This window comes from Nostoc cycadae WK-1 (assembly GCF_002897135.1).
GTDB lineage: Bacteria > Cyanobacteriota > Cyanobacteriia > Cyanobacteriales > Nostocaceae > Nostoc_B.
On record NZ_DF978428.1, the window covers coordinates 25,973 to 41,066 of the forward strand.

18 protein-coding genes are annotated in these 15,094 nt (G+C 39.5%); 10 read left to right on the plus strand and 8 right to left on the minus strand.

The window, feature by feature from the left end:
* Nucleotides 1-2: 2 nt before the first annotated feature.
* Nucleotides 3-539 (plus strand): hypothetical protein, encoded by a 537-nt coding sequence (locus NCWK1_RS12780; RefSeq protein WP_103124989.1) that lies wholly within the window; start codon nt 3-5, stop codon nt 537-539.
* Nucleotides 540-617: 78 nt separating this feature from the next.
* Here the strand turns inward: NCWK1_RS12780 and NCWK1_RS12785 are convergent, their stop codons facing one another.
* Entirely contained in the window at nt 618-914 is a 297-nt protein-coding gene (locus tag NCWK1_RS12785) for a hypothetical protein (RefSeq protein WP_096585642.1), read from the minus strand.
* A gap of 113 nt (nt 915-1,027) precedes the next feature.
* A complete protein-coding gene (locus NCWK1_RS12790; protein WP_103124990.1) occupies nt 1,028-2,626 on the minus strand; it encodes a hypothetical protein in 1,599 nt (532 codons plus the stop codon).
* 106 nt (nt 2,627-2,732) lie between these two features.
* Between NCWK1_RS12790 and NCWK1_RS12795 the strand changes: the two genes are divergently transcribed.
* Nucleotides 2,733-5,993 (plus strand): alpha-mannosidase, encoded by a 3,261-nt coding sequence (locus NCWK1_RS12795; RefSeq protein ID WP_103124991.1) that lies wholly within the window; start codon nt 2,733-2,735, stop codon nt 5,991-5,993.
* 70 nt (nt 5,994-6,063) lie between these two features.
* On the opposite strand, the gene psbN is transcribed toward NCWK1_RS12795, so the two are convergent.
* Nucleotides 6,064-6,195 (minus strand): photosystem II reaction center protein PsbN, encoded by a 132-nt coding sequence (psbN, locus tag NCWK1_RS12800; protein WP_015111807.1) that lies wholly within the window; start codon nt 6,193-6,195, stop codon nt 6,064-6,066.
* A gap of 85 nt (nt 6,196-6,280) precedes the next feature.
* Between psbN and psbH the strand changes: the two genes are divergently transcribed.
* The 3 genes from psbH to pth all read left to right on the plus strand — a co-directional run bounded on the left by psbH (nt 6,281) and on the right by pth (nt 7,661).
* Nucleotides 6,281-6,484 (plus strand): photosystem II reaction center phosphoprotein PsbH, encoded by a 204-nt coding sequence (psbH, locus tag NCWK1_RS12805; RefSeq protein ID WP_096583472.1) that lies wholly within the window; start codon nt 6,281-6,283, stop codon nt 6,482-6,484.
* A gap of 187 nt (nt 6,485-6,671) precedes the next feature.
* Nucleotides 6,672-6,944, plus strand: coding sequence for a TatA/E family twin arginine-targeting protein translocase (locus NCWK1_RS12810; protein ID WP_096583470.1), 273 nt, complete (start codon nt 6,672-6,674; stop codon nt 6,942-6,944).
* A 78-nt stretch (nt 6,945-7,022) separates the two neighbouring features.
* The gene (gene pth / locus NCWK1_RS12815) at nt 7,023-7,661 is read left to right on the plus strand and encodes an aminoacyl-tRNA hydrolase (protein ID WP_096583468.1); all 639 of its coding nucleotides are present in this window, start codon (nt 7,023-7,025) and stop codon (nt 7,659-7,661) included.
* Between the two features lie 178 nt (nt 7,662-7,839).
* Here pth and rpsU (NCWK1_RS12820) read toward each other — a convergent pair whose 3' ends face one another.
* The 3 genes from rpsU (NCWK1_RS12820) to rsmI form a co-directional block, all read right to left on the minus strand.
* Complete coding sequence (gene rpsU, locus NCWK1_RS12820; RefSeq protein ID WP_008226419.1) at nt 7,840-8,019, minus strand: 30S ribosomal protein S21; 180 nt, start codon at nt 8,017-8,019, stop codon at nt 7,840-7,842.
* A gap of 267 nt (nt 8,020-8,286) precedes the next feature.
* Entirely contained in the window at nt 8,287-8,631 is a 345-nt protein-coding gene (locus NCWK1_RS12825) for a hypothetical protein (protein WP_096583466.1), read from the minus strand.
* 159 nt (nt 8,632-8,790) lie between these two features.
* Nucleotides 8,791-9,648: a 16S rRNA (cytidine(1402)-2'-O)-methyltransferase gene (rsmI, locus tag NCWK1_RS12830; RefSeq protein WP_096583464.1), complete on the minus strand. Its 858-nt coding sequence runs from the start codon at nt 9,646-9,648 to the stop codon at nt 8,791-8,793.
* A gap of 69 nt (nt 9,649-9,717) precedes the next feature.
* Between rsmI and NCWK1_RS12835 the strand changes: the two genes are divergently transcribed.
* The 5 genes from NCWK1_RS12835 to NCWK1_RS12855 all read left to right on the plus strand — a co-directional run bounded on the left by NCWK1_RS12835 (nt 9,718) and on the right by NCWK1_RS12855 (nt 13,479).
* Nucleotides 9,718-10,581 (plus strand): sugar kinase, encoded by an 864-nt coding sequence (locus tag NCWK1_RS12835; protein ID WP_103124992.1) that lies wholly within the window; start codon nt 9,718-9,720, stop codon nt 10,579-10,581.
* Nucleotides 10,578-11,441, plus strand: coding sequence for a 3'(2'),5'-bisphosphate nucleotidase CysQ family protein (locus NCWK1_RS12840; protein WP_103124993.1), 864 nt, complete (start codon nt 10,578-10,580; stop codon nt 11,439-11,441). The genes NCWK1_RS12835 and NCWK1_RS12840 overlap by 4 nt, the downstream gene beginning before the upstream one ends.
* 311 nt (nt 11,442-11,752) lie before the next feature.
* A complete protein-coding gene (locus NCWK1_RS12845; RefSeq protein ID WP_096583458.1) occupies nt 11,753-12,082 on the plus strand; it encodes an RNA recognition motif domain-containing protein in 330 nt (109 codons plus the stop codon).
* A gap of 105 nt (nt 12,083-12,187) precedes the next feature.
* Nucleotides 12,188-12,379 carry a 30S ribosomal protein S21 gene (gene rpsU, locus NCWK1_RS12850; RefSeq protein WP_103124994.1) on the plus strand — a complete coding sequence of 64 codons (192 nt, stop codon included), beginning with the start codon at nt 12,188-12,190 and terminating at the stop codon, nt 12,377-12,379.
* Between the two features lie 344 nt (nt 12,380-12,723).
* Nucleotides 12,724-13,479 (plus strand): hypothetical protein, encoded by a 756-nt coding sequence (locus NCWK1_RS12855; protein ID WP_103124995.1) that lies wholly within the window; start codon nt 12,724-12,726, stop codon nt 13,477-13,479.
* 55 nt (nt 13,480-13,534) lie between these two features.
* Here NCWK1_RS12855 and NCWK1_RS12860 read toward each other — a convergent pair whose 3' ends face one another.
* Nucleotides 13,535-14,422, minus strand: coding sequence for a hypothetical protein (locus NCWK1_RS12860; protein ID WP_096583452.1), 888 nt, complete (start codon nt 14,420-14,422; stop codon nt 13,535-13,537).
* Between the two features lie 48 nt (nt 14,423-14,470).
* The gene (locus NCWK1_RS12865; protein WP_096583450.1) at nt 14,471-14,980 is read right to left on the minus strand and encodes a hypothetical protein; all 510 of its coding nucleotides are present in this window, start codon (nt 14,978-14,980) and stop codon (nt 14,471-14,473) included.
* Between the last annotated feature and the right edge of the window lie 114 nt (nt 14,981-15,094).

Sequence of the window (15,094 nt, forward strand, 5' to 3'; positions counted from 1 at the left end):
TTATGAATCTGAAAATCTTGCCAGTAGTGCAATCAAAATGCCTACGATTGATGCTGTTGCTCACTTTGATATTTGGGTTGGTACTAAGTGTTGATGGCAATTCCTCTTTAGCTGCTGACACCTCCTTTAATCAGCCTCAAGTAGTACAACCTCCAGTTACCGGACTTGTTTCTACATTGTCGGATGAAGTCAAGGAATTACCATCAGATTTAATTCGCTGGTCAACTTACTGGCAAATGTGCTGGGAACCGTATCCTGATGCGAAAGAATACGAACTACAAACGGTGCTGGTCGAAGGTAAGTCTCCCAAGTTGAAGCGTCAAAGCGATCGCTGTTTTCGTATCCAAGCTGCATCTAATGAAAACCAAAAATCACAAGGATTACTCAACCGTGAACTAATCTTATTAATGCACAAGATTCAGCTTGGTTATCGTGTCCGAGCCGTCTTAGATAACAACCGCGTCAGTGAATGGTCTGAAGTAATGGCAGTTGGCGCAACTCATGTCGCTGAATCGAATGGTCAGCTTTCACACATTTAACTTGCCTATCTTTTAGTGTTGACTGTTAACTGTAGTTAACAGTCAACAAAACTCACATAGCAAGAACTTCCATAACAATTATTTCTCTAAAAAGTTAGTAATTTTAAAATTTGATGTTCCTTCCCAACAGTGATTTAAAGATGCGTTGACTTGAGCATCTGCCGCATCAGCGGACTCTTTAGAAGCATTCAATTGTACGGCTGTTACAATATATTCAAAAATAATCACAAACTGTTTTTGAGGTGAAATTCTCTCAACGACAATTGTTTCACCCACCTTGGGTATTTGTGGTAAATGTGCCACAAATGTTTCAATCTTAGGTTTATCTAGTGGATTTTTGAAATTAAAATATTTACAGTAAACAAGAACTTTCACGCAGGAACCCATCAATAATTAATAGTCATTTATCGTTATTCATTAGTTAAAATTGCTGAGTTTTGAGGTATAAGTAAGATATTTTCTCTTGCTCACTCTGTACTTATTATACATCACTTACTTTGCCAGAGCCTTGCTAAAAACTTAATAGTTTTCATCAACATTTCTTCCAACCACAACATAGTGTTATCAAGCCAGACTAAAATTTTTTCTAAGAAATGCTGTTCATAACCAATAGAAGTTGCTTTAATGTCTATCCAGTCGGGTTGAGCCTCAACCTGATGATTTTGGCTTTGGTGTTGAGTAATTTCGCTTGCTTCAGTTTGTTTGACATTTGCAACTTTACCAGATATTTTTTGACTTTGGATCAAATTGCGGCTTGATTTTTGTCTTTTTACTAAACCAGCACCTACTTTTGGTTGCTGTATAGTTAACTTTTTCTGTGGATATGGACTGGAAGGTAAAGTAGAATTTTGCTGTGATGTGGGTGTCACTGTGTTGTCTGCAACTTTTGGAGAACTACTAAACAAGTCATTCCAACTCAACCAAGGGACGGCTGCTACATCCTTATTTTTATTTTTTAATTTTTTGTTTTGAGGTAAAGCTTTATAGTTTCTAGGGTGTAAATATTGCCCTTTAGCATGGATTTTACTATTGCCTGAGTGCATTTTTTTCCCTCTACCAATACCAAAAAAGTAATTTAATGCTGCCTCAATCAAAGCTTGAAAATGGAGTGTTTGAGTTTCTAAAATATCAGGTGTAACGGCAATATTTACCCTAGAGTTTAGTTCCTCTTTGCCATAAAGAAATACATTGAATTGTGTTTGTGTAATTTGGATAATTTCTTGGCTACGTTGTTGTACTGGAACTACAGCATTTTCTTCCAATTTTGCCACAAATTTATCTACTAGTTCCAAGAAAGATCTACTATTAAGTAAATGGGTAGGTATGCCTTGAGTTAATTGTGTAATATTATGTGTATTTTCACCAGTCAGTTTAGCTAATAAACGATGAATTTCTGGTAACAATTCTGATGATGTTTCAGCTTCTATTACTTGTTGAGTATGCCAGTAATTAGCAACTTCGTGAATAATTTTGTTTCTAAGTTTTGTCTGCTGCTGAGGTGTCAAAACATCTAAGATTTCATTACTGCTAGACACTAAGACTAAATGGCGATCGCCTAAATTTGTCGCAATTCCCTGGACTGCTGGTAAATAGCGCTGGAAAGCATTTTCCCGCTGAAGTGAAGTAAGACTACCAGGGTAATTATCTGAAATCGTTAAGGATTGAGCCAAAGAAGTGTTATTTGTGGGACGATGTTTAAACGGTTTTCTCCACCATTTCCCTACGGAATTCCAACGTGCTGATATTTTTGCAGTAGTGGTTATTTCTTCGGATGGAAGATTTTGGACTGCTTCTAAGACACGCTGTATAGGCGTATCAGCAGTTAAGGGAGTTTCGGGTGGGCGATCGCTATAATTTGGTTGTAACTTTAGCCTAGTTTGTGGTTCTTTGGTATACAGCGTTTTCACCTTTGACTCGGCTGACTGTAACAGTAGATACAACGGGTAAAGTAATGCTTCTACACCCCACTTAGTAGTAACTTGTACTTGCCGAAAAGTTTGTTCCCATCGTTGTGTCAACCGCCGAGATTGCTGGTGGACAAAGTTAAAGAGTCTGCTTTGATAACGCCCAGAAGAACCAGATGACATGGTAGTGATTTATGAGTTCGAGTTTTGTTTAGTTGTGAGACTCCCGCCAAAAAATAGATAACGACAAACTGTTAATCATCGTAAGTGCCATCATCTTAGCGAAAATATGACCCCTCCTGTATCTCAATCTCAGACAAATTTAATCTCCGAGACTATTGAGCAATTACGCTCTTGTTGTCAAGTTAATCTTCAGTCTACTTGGCTATACCAAGAATGTGACCGGAGTATTACGGATGTTGTTACATCTAATTTGTCTGATTGGCAACCTGTAGAGTTAAATGCTAAAGGACATATTGCTTGGCAAGGTGGGAAACAAGTTTTATGGCTGGTACAGAAACTAGTGGTTCCCCAAGATTTACAGGGTTATTCTTTAGCGGGTTTGTCTTTGCGCTTGGCTTTGATTTGGTGGGCTGATGCGGCCGAGGTTTATGTCAATGGAGAATTAGTTCAAGCAGGAGATTTATTTGATTTTTACCCCAGAGTATTGCTGAGTCAAAGTGTGTCTAGTGGGGATGAGTTTATTGTAGCTTTGCGCTTGGTCAGTCCCGGACATGACAATGGGGCTTTGATGCGATCGCTTTTAATTTACGAGTCTACAGATTACAATCATCCTGACCCTGGTTTCGTGGCTGATGAGTTGGCAGTAACTCAGCTTTATTTAGAAAAGTTTGCGCCGGAACGGTTAGATGGTTTGGCGGCGGAAATAGAAAGAATAACGAACCGCATTAGACGCGAAGCGGCTTCCCAGCAGGTAGGCGCAAAGGACACAAAGGAAGAGAGGGAAGAGTGGGAAAAATGTCTCTTGTCTGTGCGTCAAAAGTTATTTGAATTTAAAATCCACAATCTAAAATTTAAAATTAATTTACTCGGTCATGCCCATTTAGATTTAGCATGGCTGTGGCCGGTGAATGAAACCTGGAATGCAGCCCAAAATACTTTTGAGTCAGTTCTGAAATTACAAAAAGATTTTCCCGAATTAATTTTCTGTCATTCCACGCCCGCCCTTTATGCTTGGGTGGAAGAACATCGCCCAGATTTATTCGCCGCAATTCAACAAGCCGTAGCGGCTGGAACTTGGGAAATTATTGGCGCTACCTGGGTAGAACCAGAATTAAATTTAATTAGTGGTGAATCAATAGTTCGTCAGTTATTGTATGGTCAGCGTTATTTTCAAGAAAAATTTGGCAAGATTTCGCCGATAGTTTGGGTTCCAGACAGTTTTGGTTTTTGTGCAACGTTACCGCAGTTTTTTGTGAATGCAGGTGTGGAGTATTTTGTCACTCAAAAACTGCGCTGGAATGATACTACTAAATTTGATTATGGGGCTTTTTGGTGGCGATCGCCTGACGGTAGTCAAGTATTTAGTTTGATGTCTGCACCTGTTGGGGAAGGCATTGATCCAGTTAAAATGGCAGCTTACACCCTGGAATGGCAAGCCCAAACAAATTTACAAGCATCACTCTGGCTGCCTGGGGTGGGCGACCACGGCGGTGGCCCTACCCGTGATATGTTAGAAATTGCTCAACGCTGGCAAAATTCCCCAGTTTTCCCAGAATTAGAGTTTACAACCGCCGAAAAGTATTTACAACAAATTAATCAAGCAGACTTTCCCACCTGGGATGATGAACTATATCTGGAATTCCATCGCGGCTGTTATACTACTCACGCTGATCAAAAGCGGTGGAATCGATATAGTGAAAATTTACTCTATCAAGCTGAACTCTTTGCGACGTTAGCAACTATTATTTGTGGTGCGACATCTCCCAAAGCAGAGATAGAAAAAGCTTGGAAGCAAGTGTTATTTAATCAATTTCATGATGTTTTACCTGGTTCTTCCATTACTCAAGTTTATACTGATGCTTTGCCAGAGTGGCAGCAAGTCGAACAAGTGGGGACAAGAATATTAGTAGAGTCGATGCAGGCGATCGCATCTCACTTTACCTTACCAGAACCGCCAGAACCCAATAGTTTACCAATATTCGTTTTTAATTCTCTCAATTGGCAGCGTTCTGAAGTAGTTGCAATTAACTTACCTACAGCTAACCCAGCATGGCAGATATACGATGTCGCTGGAAATCAAATTATCTCTCAATTAACCCAACCAACAACATTACTATTTTTAGCCACCGATATTCCCTCCGTAGGCTACCGCCTATTTTGGCTGGTTCCAGCATCCCAACTCCCCAGCAATTCACCATCTTCGACCACTGATTTTGTCCTCGAAAATCAATTTTTGCGGGTAGTTATTGACCCAGACACAGGTGATTTATCCAGCGTTTTGGATAAAAATCATCAACGAGAAGTCTTAAGTGGTGCAGGAAATCAATTACAAGCCTTTAAAGATAGCGGTCAATATTGGGATGCTTGGAATATTGACCCCAATTATGCCCAACACCCCTTACCAGCCACCAGTCTCAAATCTATTCAAGTATTAGAACAAGGGCCAGTACAACATCGCCTGCGTGTAGTGCGTCAGTTAGGCGAATCAGAATTTCGCCAAGATTATATTTTACAAGCAGGTTCACCGCTGCTAAAAATTGCCACCACAGTTAATTGGCAAGAAAATCAAGTCTTTGTTAAAGCTGCATTTCCTTTAAATGTGGAAGCAGACTTTGCTACTTATGAAATTCCCTGCGGTGCTATTCGTCGCCCCACTAAACCCCAAACCCCCCCAGAACAAGCCAAATGGGAAGTACCCGCCTTACGTTGGGCTGATTTAACCGGAGAAACAGAAATCGGTATTTACGGTGTCAGTTTGCTAAATGATTGTAAATATGGCTACGACGCTCAACACAATCAACTACGTCTATCCTTGTTACGCAGTCCCAATTGGCCAGACCCAGAGTGTGATAGAGGCTTTCACGAATTCACCTACGCCTTGTATCCTCACGCTAATACTTGGGAATCAGCCCAGACCGTACAACGTGGCTATGAACTAAACATTCCCCTGCAAGTCTTTTCTCCTCAAAACTCAAAACTCAGCACTCAGCACTCAGCACTCAATGAGAACTTGCGTGCGCGGGTTCCCCGCGTTGAGCAAAGTTCGATAACTCAGCACTCAGCACTAAATAATATTGACCGAATCAGTTTCTTAAATTTAACTTCTCAAAATTTAATCTTAATGGCCTTGAAGCCAACGGAAGATAACCCCCAAGAGTTTATCCTTCGGTGTTATGAATCACAGGGAAAAACAGCCGAGTTGTGCTTACAGAGCGATTTAGACCTGCTTTTAGGAGAGAAAGTAGATTTATTAGAAAGTTCCCTAGATATCACTGAATTTTCAGTTAGGCAACAACCACTTACAATACATCCTGGAAAAATCATTACTGTCAAATTAATATCAGCATCTAATCCTCAACAGAAGTAAGTCAGCAGTCCGGAGTCGCCATATTTTTACTCTGGACTAGTGACTATGGACTATTGACTATTAACCCAATCTAATCTTCGTGGTCGTCAAAAGGATCTGCCAACTCCTTGCTTGGTGGGCCAAATGATGTATAAATTCCATAGGCAGTAATGGCTACAAGCATCGCGCCAACAGAAATGCTAAGAACTATTGCGGGTTCCATAAAATATAGATTGATTATGAGTGCTATTCTTATAGAATATTACAGAAGATTAAAAAAAGCTTTGGCAACTAATCTTAGGTGAACTATGGCACAACGGACTAGGTTGGGAGATATCCTGAGACCTTTGAATTCTGAGTACGGTAAAGTGGCTCCAGGCTGGGGAACTACCCCAGTAATGGGCGTTTTTATGGCGCTATTTTTGGTGTTTTTACTGATAATTCTGCAACTTTACAATAGATCCATCTCAATTCAGGATGTGTTGGTTGATTGGCGCAGTTTAGGCGGCTAATTTACAACGTAGCAATCAAGCTTGCGTATTCAGCGAACTTACACCCGGCTTGTCCGGGTTTTTTTGTAAGTTATGGACTTGAAAGGTTAGCCTGAAACAAGTCACCATAGTAATGATGGGGAAATGTTTTATTTTAACTCCCCACTCTCCTAATTTTGTTTGCCTGCATAGTTATAGGAGCGATCGCATGAATATATTTGGTATTGGTCTGCCAGAAATGGCTGTAATTATGATAGTCGCACTTTTAATCTTTGGCCCTAAAAAATTGCCAGAGATTGGCCGCAGTGTCGGGAAAGCGATTCGCGGTTTTCAAGAGGCTTCTAATGAATTTCAAAATGAATTTAAACGAGAAGCCGAACAAATTGAACAAGTTGTGAAAACTACTGCTGAACTGGAACCTAAAAAAATCGAAGCGGCTCAACCACAACAAGATACAGTTAATTCTTCTCAAAATAGCTAATTGAGTGCTGAGTTAAAAACTAGCCTCTAGCCTCCAATCCCTTAAAATAGTGCTGCGAATCGATTGATTGTAAGTGAAATGACAGAAGTTGGAACACAACCAGCTTTGGTAATTCCCCAACTAATTGTTGGTTTGGGGAATCCAGAGCCGAAGTATGAACAAACACGCCATAATATTGGTTTTGCTGCTGTCGATGCTCTGGCTCGTGCTTGGCAAATTTCTGTAACAGAAAATCGCAAGTTTCAGGGAGAGTATGGCGAAGGTATAGCATTTGCTGGAAATAAAATCCGGTTGCTGAAGCCGTTAACTTACATGAATCGCTCAGGACAAGCAATACAATCTGTAACAAGTTGGTACAAATTGCCCCCAGAGTCTGTTTTGATCATCTATGATGATATGGATCTGCCTTTAGGGAAAACTCGCCTGCGCTTATCTGGTTCTGCTGGTGGGCATAATGGGATGAAAAGTGCGATCGCCCATCTTAGCACGCAAAATTTTCCTCGTTTGCGTATCGGCATTGGTAAACCAAAAGACGCGGCTAACAGCGATAACTCAGAAACTGTCTCTCATGTACTAGGAAAATTTTCTGCTGCTGAAACTCAATTGATGTCTGCTGTACTTCAGTTTGTAGTTGAGTGTGTAGAAATGAGTCTGAAACAAGGAGTCGAAAAGGCTATGAATCGCTGTAATAGCCGCACTGTTGAAGTTAATAGTTAATGGAGTGCTGAGTCAAAATTTTATCCTCTAGCCTCTAGTTACCATAAACAGCAATATACCCAACCCTGGCATAGGTTTGGGTAAAGGTTGTTAAATTTCATGTGAGTATTATGGCAAAGTGCTGTTGCTGATTGAGATTGATATTCTTTAAGCAACGCCAGTACCAAACCACAGATGTTTATTTAAATCGGCGCTTGCGTCTGGCTGCTACGGCCTTTCGTTTGCGCTTTTCTAATGGTGTTTCAAAATGTCGATGGTATTTAACGTCAGCTAATATACCAGCTTTAGATACTTGGCGCTTAAACCGACGTAGCGCTGAATCTATTCCCTCGTTTTCGCCTAGAACCACTTGGGTCATTCTGTTTCCTCGTTATCAATAATTTCCATTGTAATAGTAGCCTTCAACTTAGCCAAACTCCGCTGAATAGCCTTGTTTTGGCAATCACACCACCATAAAGCAGCGTGAGAAATCCTATTTATTATGGCAATTTAGTATTATATGCAATTATCAACAAATGAATCATTGTCTATTGCAAATAGAGTTTTGATGAAAGATATACTCAAGTTTCTATTATTATCAATAAATGTATGTATTAATACTCTGACAAAATAGTTATTTCATCCTTTATAAGTTAATTCTGCCCTGATTTAATAATTTAAAACCAAGGGACATTGCAGTAAATGCAACAGCAAAACTCCATAAACTAGTTGGTCTTAAAATTACTCCTCCACTTAAGAAAACTAGCACTATGCCAATACCTAGCAATATCCAACCAAAATTACCCGTTTCTCTAGGAAAGAAAATCAAGGCAAAAATCCCAGACATAATTGCTAAAACTGAACCAGTTGCAGGTAAACTCCGATAGAAAAATGAATAGTAGCCGCTAACAAAGATAATGTTTTGTCCGAAAAAATATAAACCTAGAAATAATAAAATTAAGCCTATAAGTTTGATTAAAAGCCTACTCATAACTGTTTGATTTTATTGACTCAAAATAAAGTTAATTTACGTTGATTATATTTTAGTTATTAATTAAAAACCAGAGAACATGGTAAAAATTTATCTAGGCTTTATGTTTTTTAAGTAAATATACGTAAAAAATCAGTTGATTAGGCAGAAATCTGAAAGTTACTCAGCACTCACGATGATAGACAGCGCCAGTTGATAGACTTGGCGGCGGGAAAGTGAGGTAAATTTAGCTAGTTGACGGCTGGCTTGCGATCGCGATATTCCTTGACTAATTAACTGTTGTAATTCAGCTTTTAGTTCTACTTCGGTTAATAATGGTTGAGTGATTGGAGTTCCCGCCACAACTAAAGTGTATTCACCTTGGGGTTCCCGTTGCTGGTAGTGGGCGATCGCCGAAGCGATTGTGCCGCGCCAAAATTCTTCGTATAATTTAGTTAATTCTCTGGCTAAGACAATTTGGCGATCGCTGCCAAAAACTTCTGCTAAGTCTTGCAAAGTTTCGGGTAAACGATGGGGCGATTCGTAGAAAATTAAAGTGCGGGATTCTGTTTGCAAAGTTTCTAGATGTTCCCGTCGCTGTTGGGTTTTTGGCGGTAAAAAACCTTCAAAAGTAAATTTATCTGTGGGTAATCCCGCCGCACTCAAAGCTGTGATTGCTGCACTTGCACCGGGAATTGGTACTACGTTGATTCCGGCATCAATACAAGCTTTAATTAGTTCATAACCAGGATCAGAAATTCCCGGCATACCTGCATCACTAACTAAAGCGATCGCTTTATCATTACTTAAATGCTCTAATATTTCAGGAATGCGACTATTGCGGTTATGTTCGTGGTAACTTAACTGGGGTGTTTTAACTTGAAAATGTTGTAACAGTTTGCCTGTATGACGGGTGTCTTCCGCCGCAATCAAATCCACTGTCTGCAAAATTCGCACCGCCCGAAAAGTGATATCTTCTAGATTGCCAATGGGTGTGCCAACAACGTAAAGTGTTCCTGGTTGTGGATCTGTTTGCATGAGAATATAATTCGGAATTCGTAATTCGTAATTAGGTTTTGTCGTTTTAGTTCTGGAGAACAAAAATTACTGGTGTATCGGGGATTATTTGTTGGTTTAGTCACTTTAGATTTGATTTATCTTGCTGATTCTGCCCCTCAAAATAATCAGAAGATGGTTGCTGCTGACTATACTGTAGCAGCAGGAGGGCCAGCGACAAATGCGGCTGTAACTTTTGCTCATTTAGGTAATCAAGCAGATATCTTGGGTGTGGTTGGTTCGCACCCAATGACGCAACTAATTTATCGTGACTTAGAAAATTATAGAGTAGCGATCGCCGACCTTGAACCTAACCAGCCGACACCCCCACCTGTATCTTCAATTATTGTGACTCAAGCAACTGGTGAACGAGCGGTAATTTCCATTAATGCGGCGAAAACCCAAGCCAGCAGTACATCTATCCCCGTGAATATTTTGCCAGATATTGATATTGTATTAATTGATGGACATCAGATGGAAGTTGGTAAAGCGATCGCGCAAACAGCAAAAAACCATAATATCCCCGTAGTCATCGATGGCGGTAGCTGGAAACCTGGCTTTGAAGAAATCTTACCTTTCGTAGATTATGCGATTTGTTCAGCCAATTTTCATCCGCCCAATTGCAATGCAGAAGTAGAGGTGATTGATTACCTGAGTAATTTTGGCATTCCCCACATTGCTATTACCCACGGCGATCAACCAATAGCATATCTAAGTAGTCAGCAAAGTGGTACCATAACCGTATCGCGCATTACACCAGTTGATACACTGGGGGCTGGAGATATTTTTCACGGCGCTTTCTGCCACTATATATTAAGTGATAATTTCACTCATGCCTTAGCACAAGCCGCTAATATCGCCGCTGGTTCCTGTCAATTTTTTGGCACACGTCGCTGGATGGAAGAGAAGCAATGAAAGATTTAGCCGAAATATTAGCGATCGCTCGTGATGTAGGCTGGAAAGCCGCAGATATACTCCACTCTTATTACCACGGTACAATTAAAGATGCTGATTTACAGGTGCAATACAAACAGAATGAGCCTGTGACCATTGCAGACATTACCGTCAGTCAATATATTTTGCAGAGATTACAAGCTGCTTTTGGTGGCGAAGATTTTACTTACATCAGCGAAGAAACTTATAAATCACAACTCCAGGAACAAAATTCTCAGTTAGTATGGCTAATTGATCCTTTAGATGGCACCAAAGATTTTATTGACAAGACTGGAGACTATGCGATTCACATTGCTTTAATTCAAGATCATCGCCCTATTTTATCAATCGTAGCTGTGCCAGAAGCCGAAACAATCTACTACGCTACAAAAGATGGCGGAACATTTAAGGAAACACCAAAAGCAACTGTACCCATTACACTTTTAACAGAAAAATCCATCGAAGATTTAACCTTAGTTGTCAGTCGTTCTCATCGCCATGAAAGGCTCAACTATTTACTACAACACTTACCTTGTCAAAATCAAAAAGCTGTGGGCAGTGTAGGTTGTAAAATTGCTACTATTCTTGAACAAAAAGCAGACATTTATATTTCTCTTTCTGGTAAGTCTGCGCCTAAAGACTGGGATATAGCTGCACCAGAGCTAATTTTAACCGAAGCTGGTGGTAGTTTTACTCATTTTGATGGCAGTCCTTTGCGATATAACACCGATGATATCAATCAGTGGGGAGGATTATTTGCCAGCAATAGTAACTATCACCAAATTTTGTGTCAGGAAGCGCAAAGGATATTATTAGAGTTCGACAATCTTAAAAGAGTTTAACACTATATATATATATAGTTAAAATTAGCTTGTCTAGATTGACTATATAATTCATAATTATATGTAATAGTTAATCTAATAAATGTCTATGAACATATTTTTAAATATTTATTAGGTACAAATACTCAAATATCTTATACATATAGTTACAAACTACAAAGTTTTTTGACTACTTGATAACTTTGATTCTTTGAAGGTTGTGCTATACTTTGGCATATAAGGATTATTTTCGGTTGAGTAACTCGTTTTGATTTTGAAAAAGCGTCTCTCCGAATTTAACTCTCTACACTCCCTGAATTCGGAGACATTATATGTCAATTTACGTTGGAAACTTGTCTTACCAAGTCACTGAGGAAGACTTGAAAATGGCATTTAGCGAATACGGAAAAGTAAATCGTGTTCAGTTACCCACTGACCGAGAAACAGGCCGTCCTCGTGGTTTTGCCTTTGTAGAGATGGAAACAGAATCACAAGAAACTGCCGCTATTGAAGCACTAGATGGTGCTGAATGGATGGGACGTGACTTGAAAGTAAATAAAGCTAAACCTCGTGAAGAAAGAAGCCCTTCTCGCGGTGGTGGCGGCGGCTGGGGTAACAATAACCGTGGCGGTGGCGGTGGCGGTCGTGGCGGTCGTTACTAAAATTTTGAAATAAAAATTTAGCATTTAGAGTCTCCAGCAGAAACGAGCCTTTGGCTCGTTTCTGCTGGAGTATCTTATTTTTTCTCTATAGTTCAATATTCATCCATCATCAGAAGGAATGAGAATGAGGGTATTGATTCAGCTTTGCGACGATTTAAAGGGGAAGTATCTAAAGCTGGAATTTTCCAAGACATGAGAAAGAAACGTCACTTTGAGACACCACTAGAAAAACAAAAACGCAAAGCGGTTGTAAGACACAAACAAAATCGTAGCAACAGCGCTCATCGCTTCAAATAATACTTCTAGCCCATCTGGCTAACCAATAAAATAATTTAGACAAATATTAATCAAAATACTAGTTGTAGTAGCGCTCACGATTTTATAACGGCGCTGCTACGTGTCTAACCAGTATATATAAAGTTACAATAAATTTAGGTAGTAAAATTTCCTTGGCAAAATATCCAGCAATTGAAATATAGTAAGAAATAGGGAATAAGCTGGAAAGCCTCTTGGTATATTGCTTTGTTCTTAAAATTTGGATCTCATTCACCTGTAATCTGTTGTGTATCTACCTATATACATACTAAATGTTGTAGTCTGTAGCCTGATTCGGTAATTTCTGGCCTTGGATTTTCAGAAAAATGTTGCGTGTTTATCATATTTTCATAGCTGCGCTTTTACTGTTATTAATGCCATTCGGTGCAAAATTCATCCTCCCCTACTTTTCTGGAACTAAGGTAGAGCCAAAGAACCAAGTAGCATCCACATCCAAGGCTTCCCCACCAGTTAAGCCGGGAAACCCTTCTACCCCAATAGGGGGAAATGTTTGGCAGAAAGTTTTAGGTAAAAATATTGTAGTGCCTAGCGGTTGGCAAGTAGTTCCATGTCAGGGAACTGAACCTTTGTTATGTGTATCTGCCAAAGGTGAAGTTTTAGGTACACTTGAGATGAGTGTTTCTCAAGTTAGTCAAAATCCCAATTTTCAAAAGCATCTGGCTGATGCAGGTATTTCCTTGGGCACGAAACTAGACTATAAAAATTCTAGTAACCAAAATAAAGTCCTCGCAGCGCTGAAAGCTTGGTCTGGTGACTATTATGCTGCGTTGAGTAAAGACCGCCAAAAAGGAAATGGCAATAAAATTATATTTTCTACTCATCCATTAGAAAATATATCAGTTGGTAAGCTGCCAGGAATACGCTACGGTTTCACAGGTATTAAAGCTGAAGGTGGATTACAAGAGCAGTATATTAGTTATGCTGCTTTTGATGGGAATGCGCTGTATATAATTAGTACAGCTTTTGACCCAAATGCTGCTAAAGGTAAGTTTGAAAAATTGGAAAATTTAGTAATTTTTCAGCCTTATTTAGATGCGATCGCCGAAAATTTAAACTTATAAGTTAGTCATTAATCATTTGTAAATACATAATGACTAATGACTAGGAGTGATTTAACTAAATCTCAGCTACAGCGCGTTCAATTAGGCGACGTGCTAAAGTTTGCGTACCTGTATGTTCGTAATAATTAGTAGACACATCTAAGAAGGCTGCCAAATAATCCAACTTGTCATCACTCACTTCCATAAAACTTTGCAAGTGACTAACGACATTTTGCGGAGTTAAATTATTGCTAGTAACTAAGCCATTCATCCAACCTTTAACAGAATCAAAACTTTCGCCAATAAAGTTTAGTTTACTAGCAGCATTACCGCCAGGAATTGCATCTTGAATGCCTTTAAAGGTTGTGTTTTGTTCCAGTTCTTGGGGGCTAGTTTGGTTAAGTAAAGATAACGCTTTATTGATGAAATCTGGGCCTAAAGGTATCAACCCATCAATACAAACTAATGCAACTAATCGCATGAGCGATTCACCACTATATTCACCTAAAGCACCGACAAAATCGCCGATGCTATCTCCAGGAATACCATTAATTTGGCAAAAAGCTACTAATTCAGCGACTACTTTTAAGGATAAATCAATCGTTTGTGCTTTATCTGGTTTGGGAGTCACAGAGTTAAGAAAACCCAAAAGGGGAATTGATTCACCAACTTTGTTAGCTAAAGCGGCTGCACCGAGAACTTTATCTGTACCATCAACAGTTTGATAAAGCCACATAGCTGTTTGGTAGCCTTGAGAGCTATCGTTATACAGATAAATAGCTCGTTCGCCAATTTGTTGAATTAACTCTTCGTCATCTTCACCAGTCACAGTTTTAATGGTATTGACGAAGCCAACAGTATTTTGCCATTCACCAGGAGCAACAAAATCGAGAGCCTTCAACATAGATATTGTTAAACCACCAGTTGGTAGTTGATCAACCAATTCTTGAATCGGTTTACCCATAAAAATCTCCTGATTGCGAGTTTGTTATGTAAATATTTTGAGTGTCGATTATTTGAGTTTGGCTAGGCCATCAAGATTAAATTTACTGAGCCAATCGGCGCGATCGCTCGCTGTAAATGTCGTAGCTTTTGACTGAACTTTGACTTGATACTTCCCTACCAAAATCGCACTTTGGGTTTTACCCTGTTCTACAGCCGGATATCCAGCAATCTTTTTGGTACTTTTAGAGAATTTTGCTGCTGCATCTGGGGTGCTGGTTGTATCCGAAATCGACAGCACCGCTACTTCTTTACCAGCTTTTTTCAACTTAGCTTCTGCAAAACCTTTTTTCTCTTGAGTGTAAACGCGATCATAACCACCACCAGATTTTGGGAAGAATTTGTTAAATTCACCTCCCTGAGTCGCAGTCTTGGCAACTGCTTGACCTTTTTTCTGTTTACTACTTTCTTGTTGTACTTGGTCAAAACGCCCTGGTGTTTTAGGTGTACAAGCTGTTGTCAATAATAATACTGAGATGAGCAACACAGCTAAAACTTTCCGCCCACGATAGAAACTCATGTTTCCGACTCCTTATACTTTGAGGCAATTATCAACGCACTTGTCAAATTTTGCCCACAAAATTTATTTTTTGATAACTATTGACATTAATGTAGAGTTACTCAATCTGTGATT

Excerpts from the sequence above, each read along its gene's own strand:
- NCWK1_RS12845 (WP_096583458.1), top strand. The coding sequence starts at position 11,753 with ATGTCAATTTACGTTGGAAACTTGTCTTACCAAGTCACTGAGGAAGAC.
- NCWK1_RS12780 (WP_103124989.1), top strand. The coding sequence starts at position 3 with ATGAATCTGAAAATCTTGCCAGTAGTGCAATCAAAATGCCTACGATTG.
- NCWK1_RS12840 (WP_103124993.1), top strand. The coding sequence starts at position 10,578 with ATGAAAGATTTAGCCGAAATATTAGCGATCGCTCGTGATGTAGGCTGG.
- NCWK1_RS12790 (WP_103124990.1), bottom strand. The coding sequence starts at position 2,626 with ATGTCATCTGGTTCTTCTGGGCGTTATCAAAGCAGACTCTTTAACTTT.
- NCWK1_RS12855 (WP_103124995.1), top strand. The coding sequence starts at position 12,724 with ATGTTGCGTGTTTATCATATTTTCATAGCTGCGCTTTTACTGTTATTA.
- rpsU (WP_008226419.1), bottom strand. The coding sequence starts at position 8,019 with ATGACCCAAGTGGTTCTAGGCGAAAACGAGGGAATAGATTCAGCGCTA.
- rsmI (WP_096583464.1), bottom strand. The coding sequence starts at position 9,648 with ATGCAAACAGATCCACAACCAGGAACACTTTACGTTGTTGGCACACCC.
- psbH (WP_096583472.1), top strand. The coding sequence starts at position 6,281 with ATGGCACAACGGACTAGGTTGGGAGATATCCTGAGACCTTTGAATTCT.
- psbN (WP_015111807.1), bottom strand. The coding sequence starts at position 6,195 with ATGGAACCCGCAATAGTTCTTAGCATTTCTGTTGGCGCGATGCTTGTA.
- pth (WP_096583468.1), top strand. The coding sequence starts at position 7,023 with ATGACAGAAGTTGGAACACAACCAGCTTTGGTAATTCCCCAACTAATT.
- NCWK1_RS12865 (WP_096583450.1), bottom strand. The coding sequence starts at position 14,980 with ATGAGTTTCTATCGTGGGCGGAAAGTTTTAGCTGTGTTGCTCATCTCA.
- NCWK1_RS12825 (WP_096583466.1), bottom strand. The coding sequence starts at position 8,631 with ATGAGTAGGCTTTTAATCAAACTTATAGGCTTAATTTTATTATTTCTA.
- NCWK1_RS12860 (WP_096583452.1), bottom strand. The coding sequence starts at position 14,422 with ATGGGTAAACCGATTCAAGAATTGGTTGATCAACTACCAACTGGTGGT.
- NCWK1_RS12810 (WP_096583470.1), top strand. The coding sequence starts at position 6,672 with ATGAATATATTTGGTATTGGTCTGCCAGAAATGGCTGTAATTATGATA.
- NCWK1_RS12795 (WP_103124991.1), top strand. The coding sequence starts at position 2,733 with ATGACCCCTCCTGTATCTCAATCTCAGACAAATTTAATCTCCGAGACT.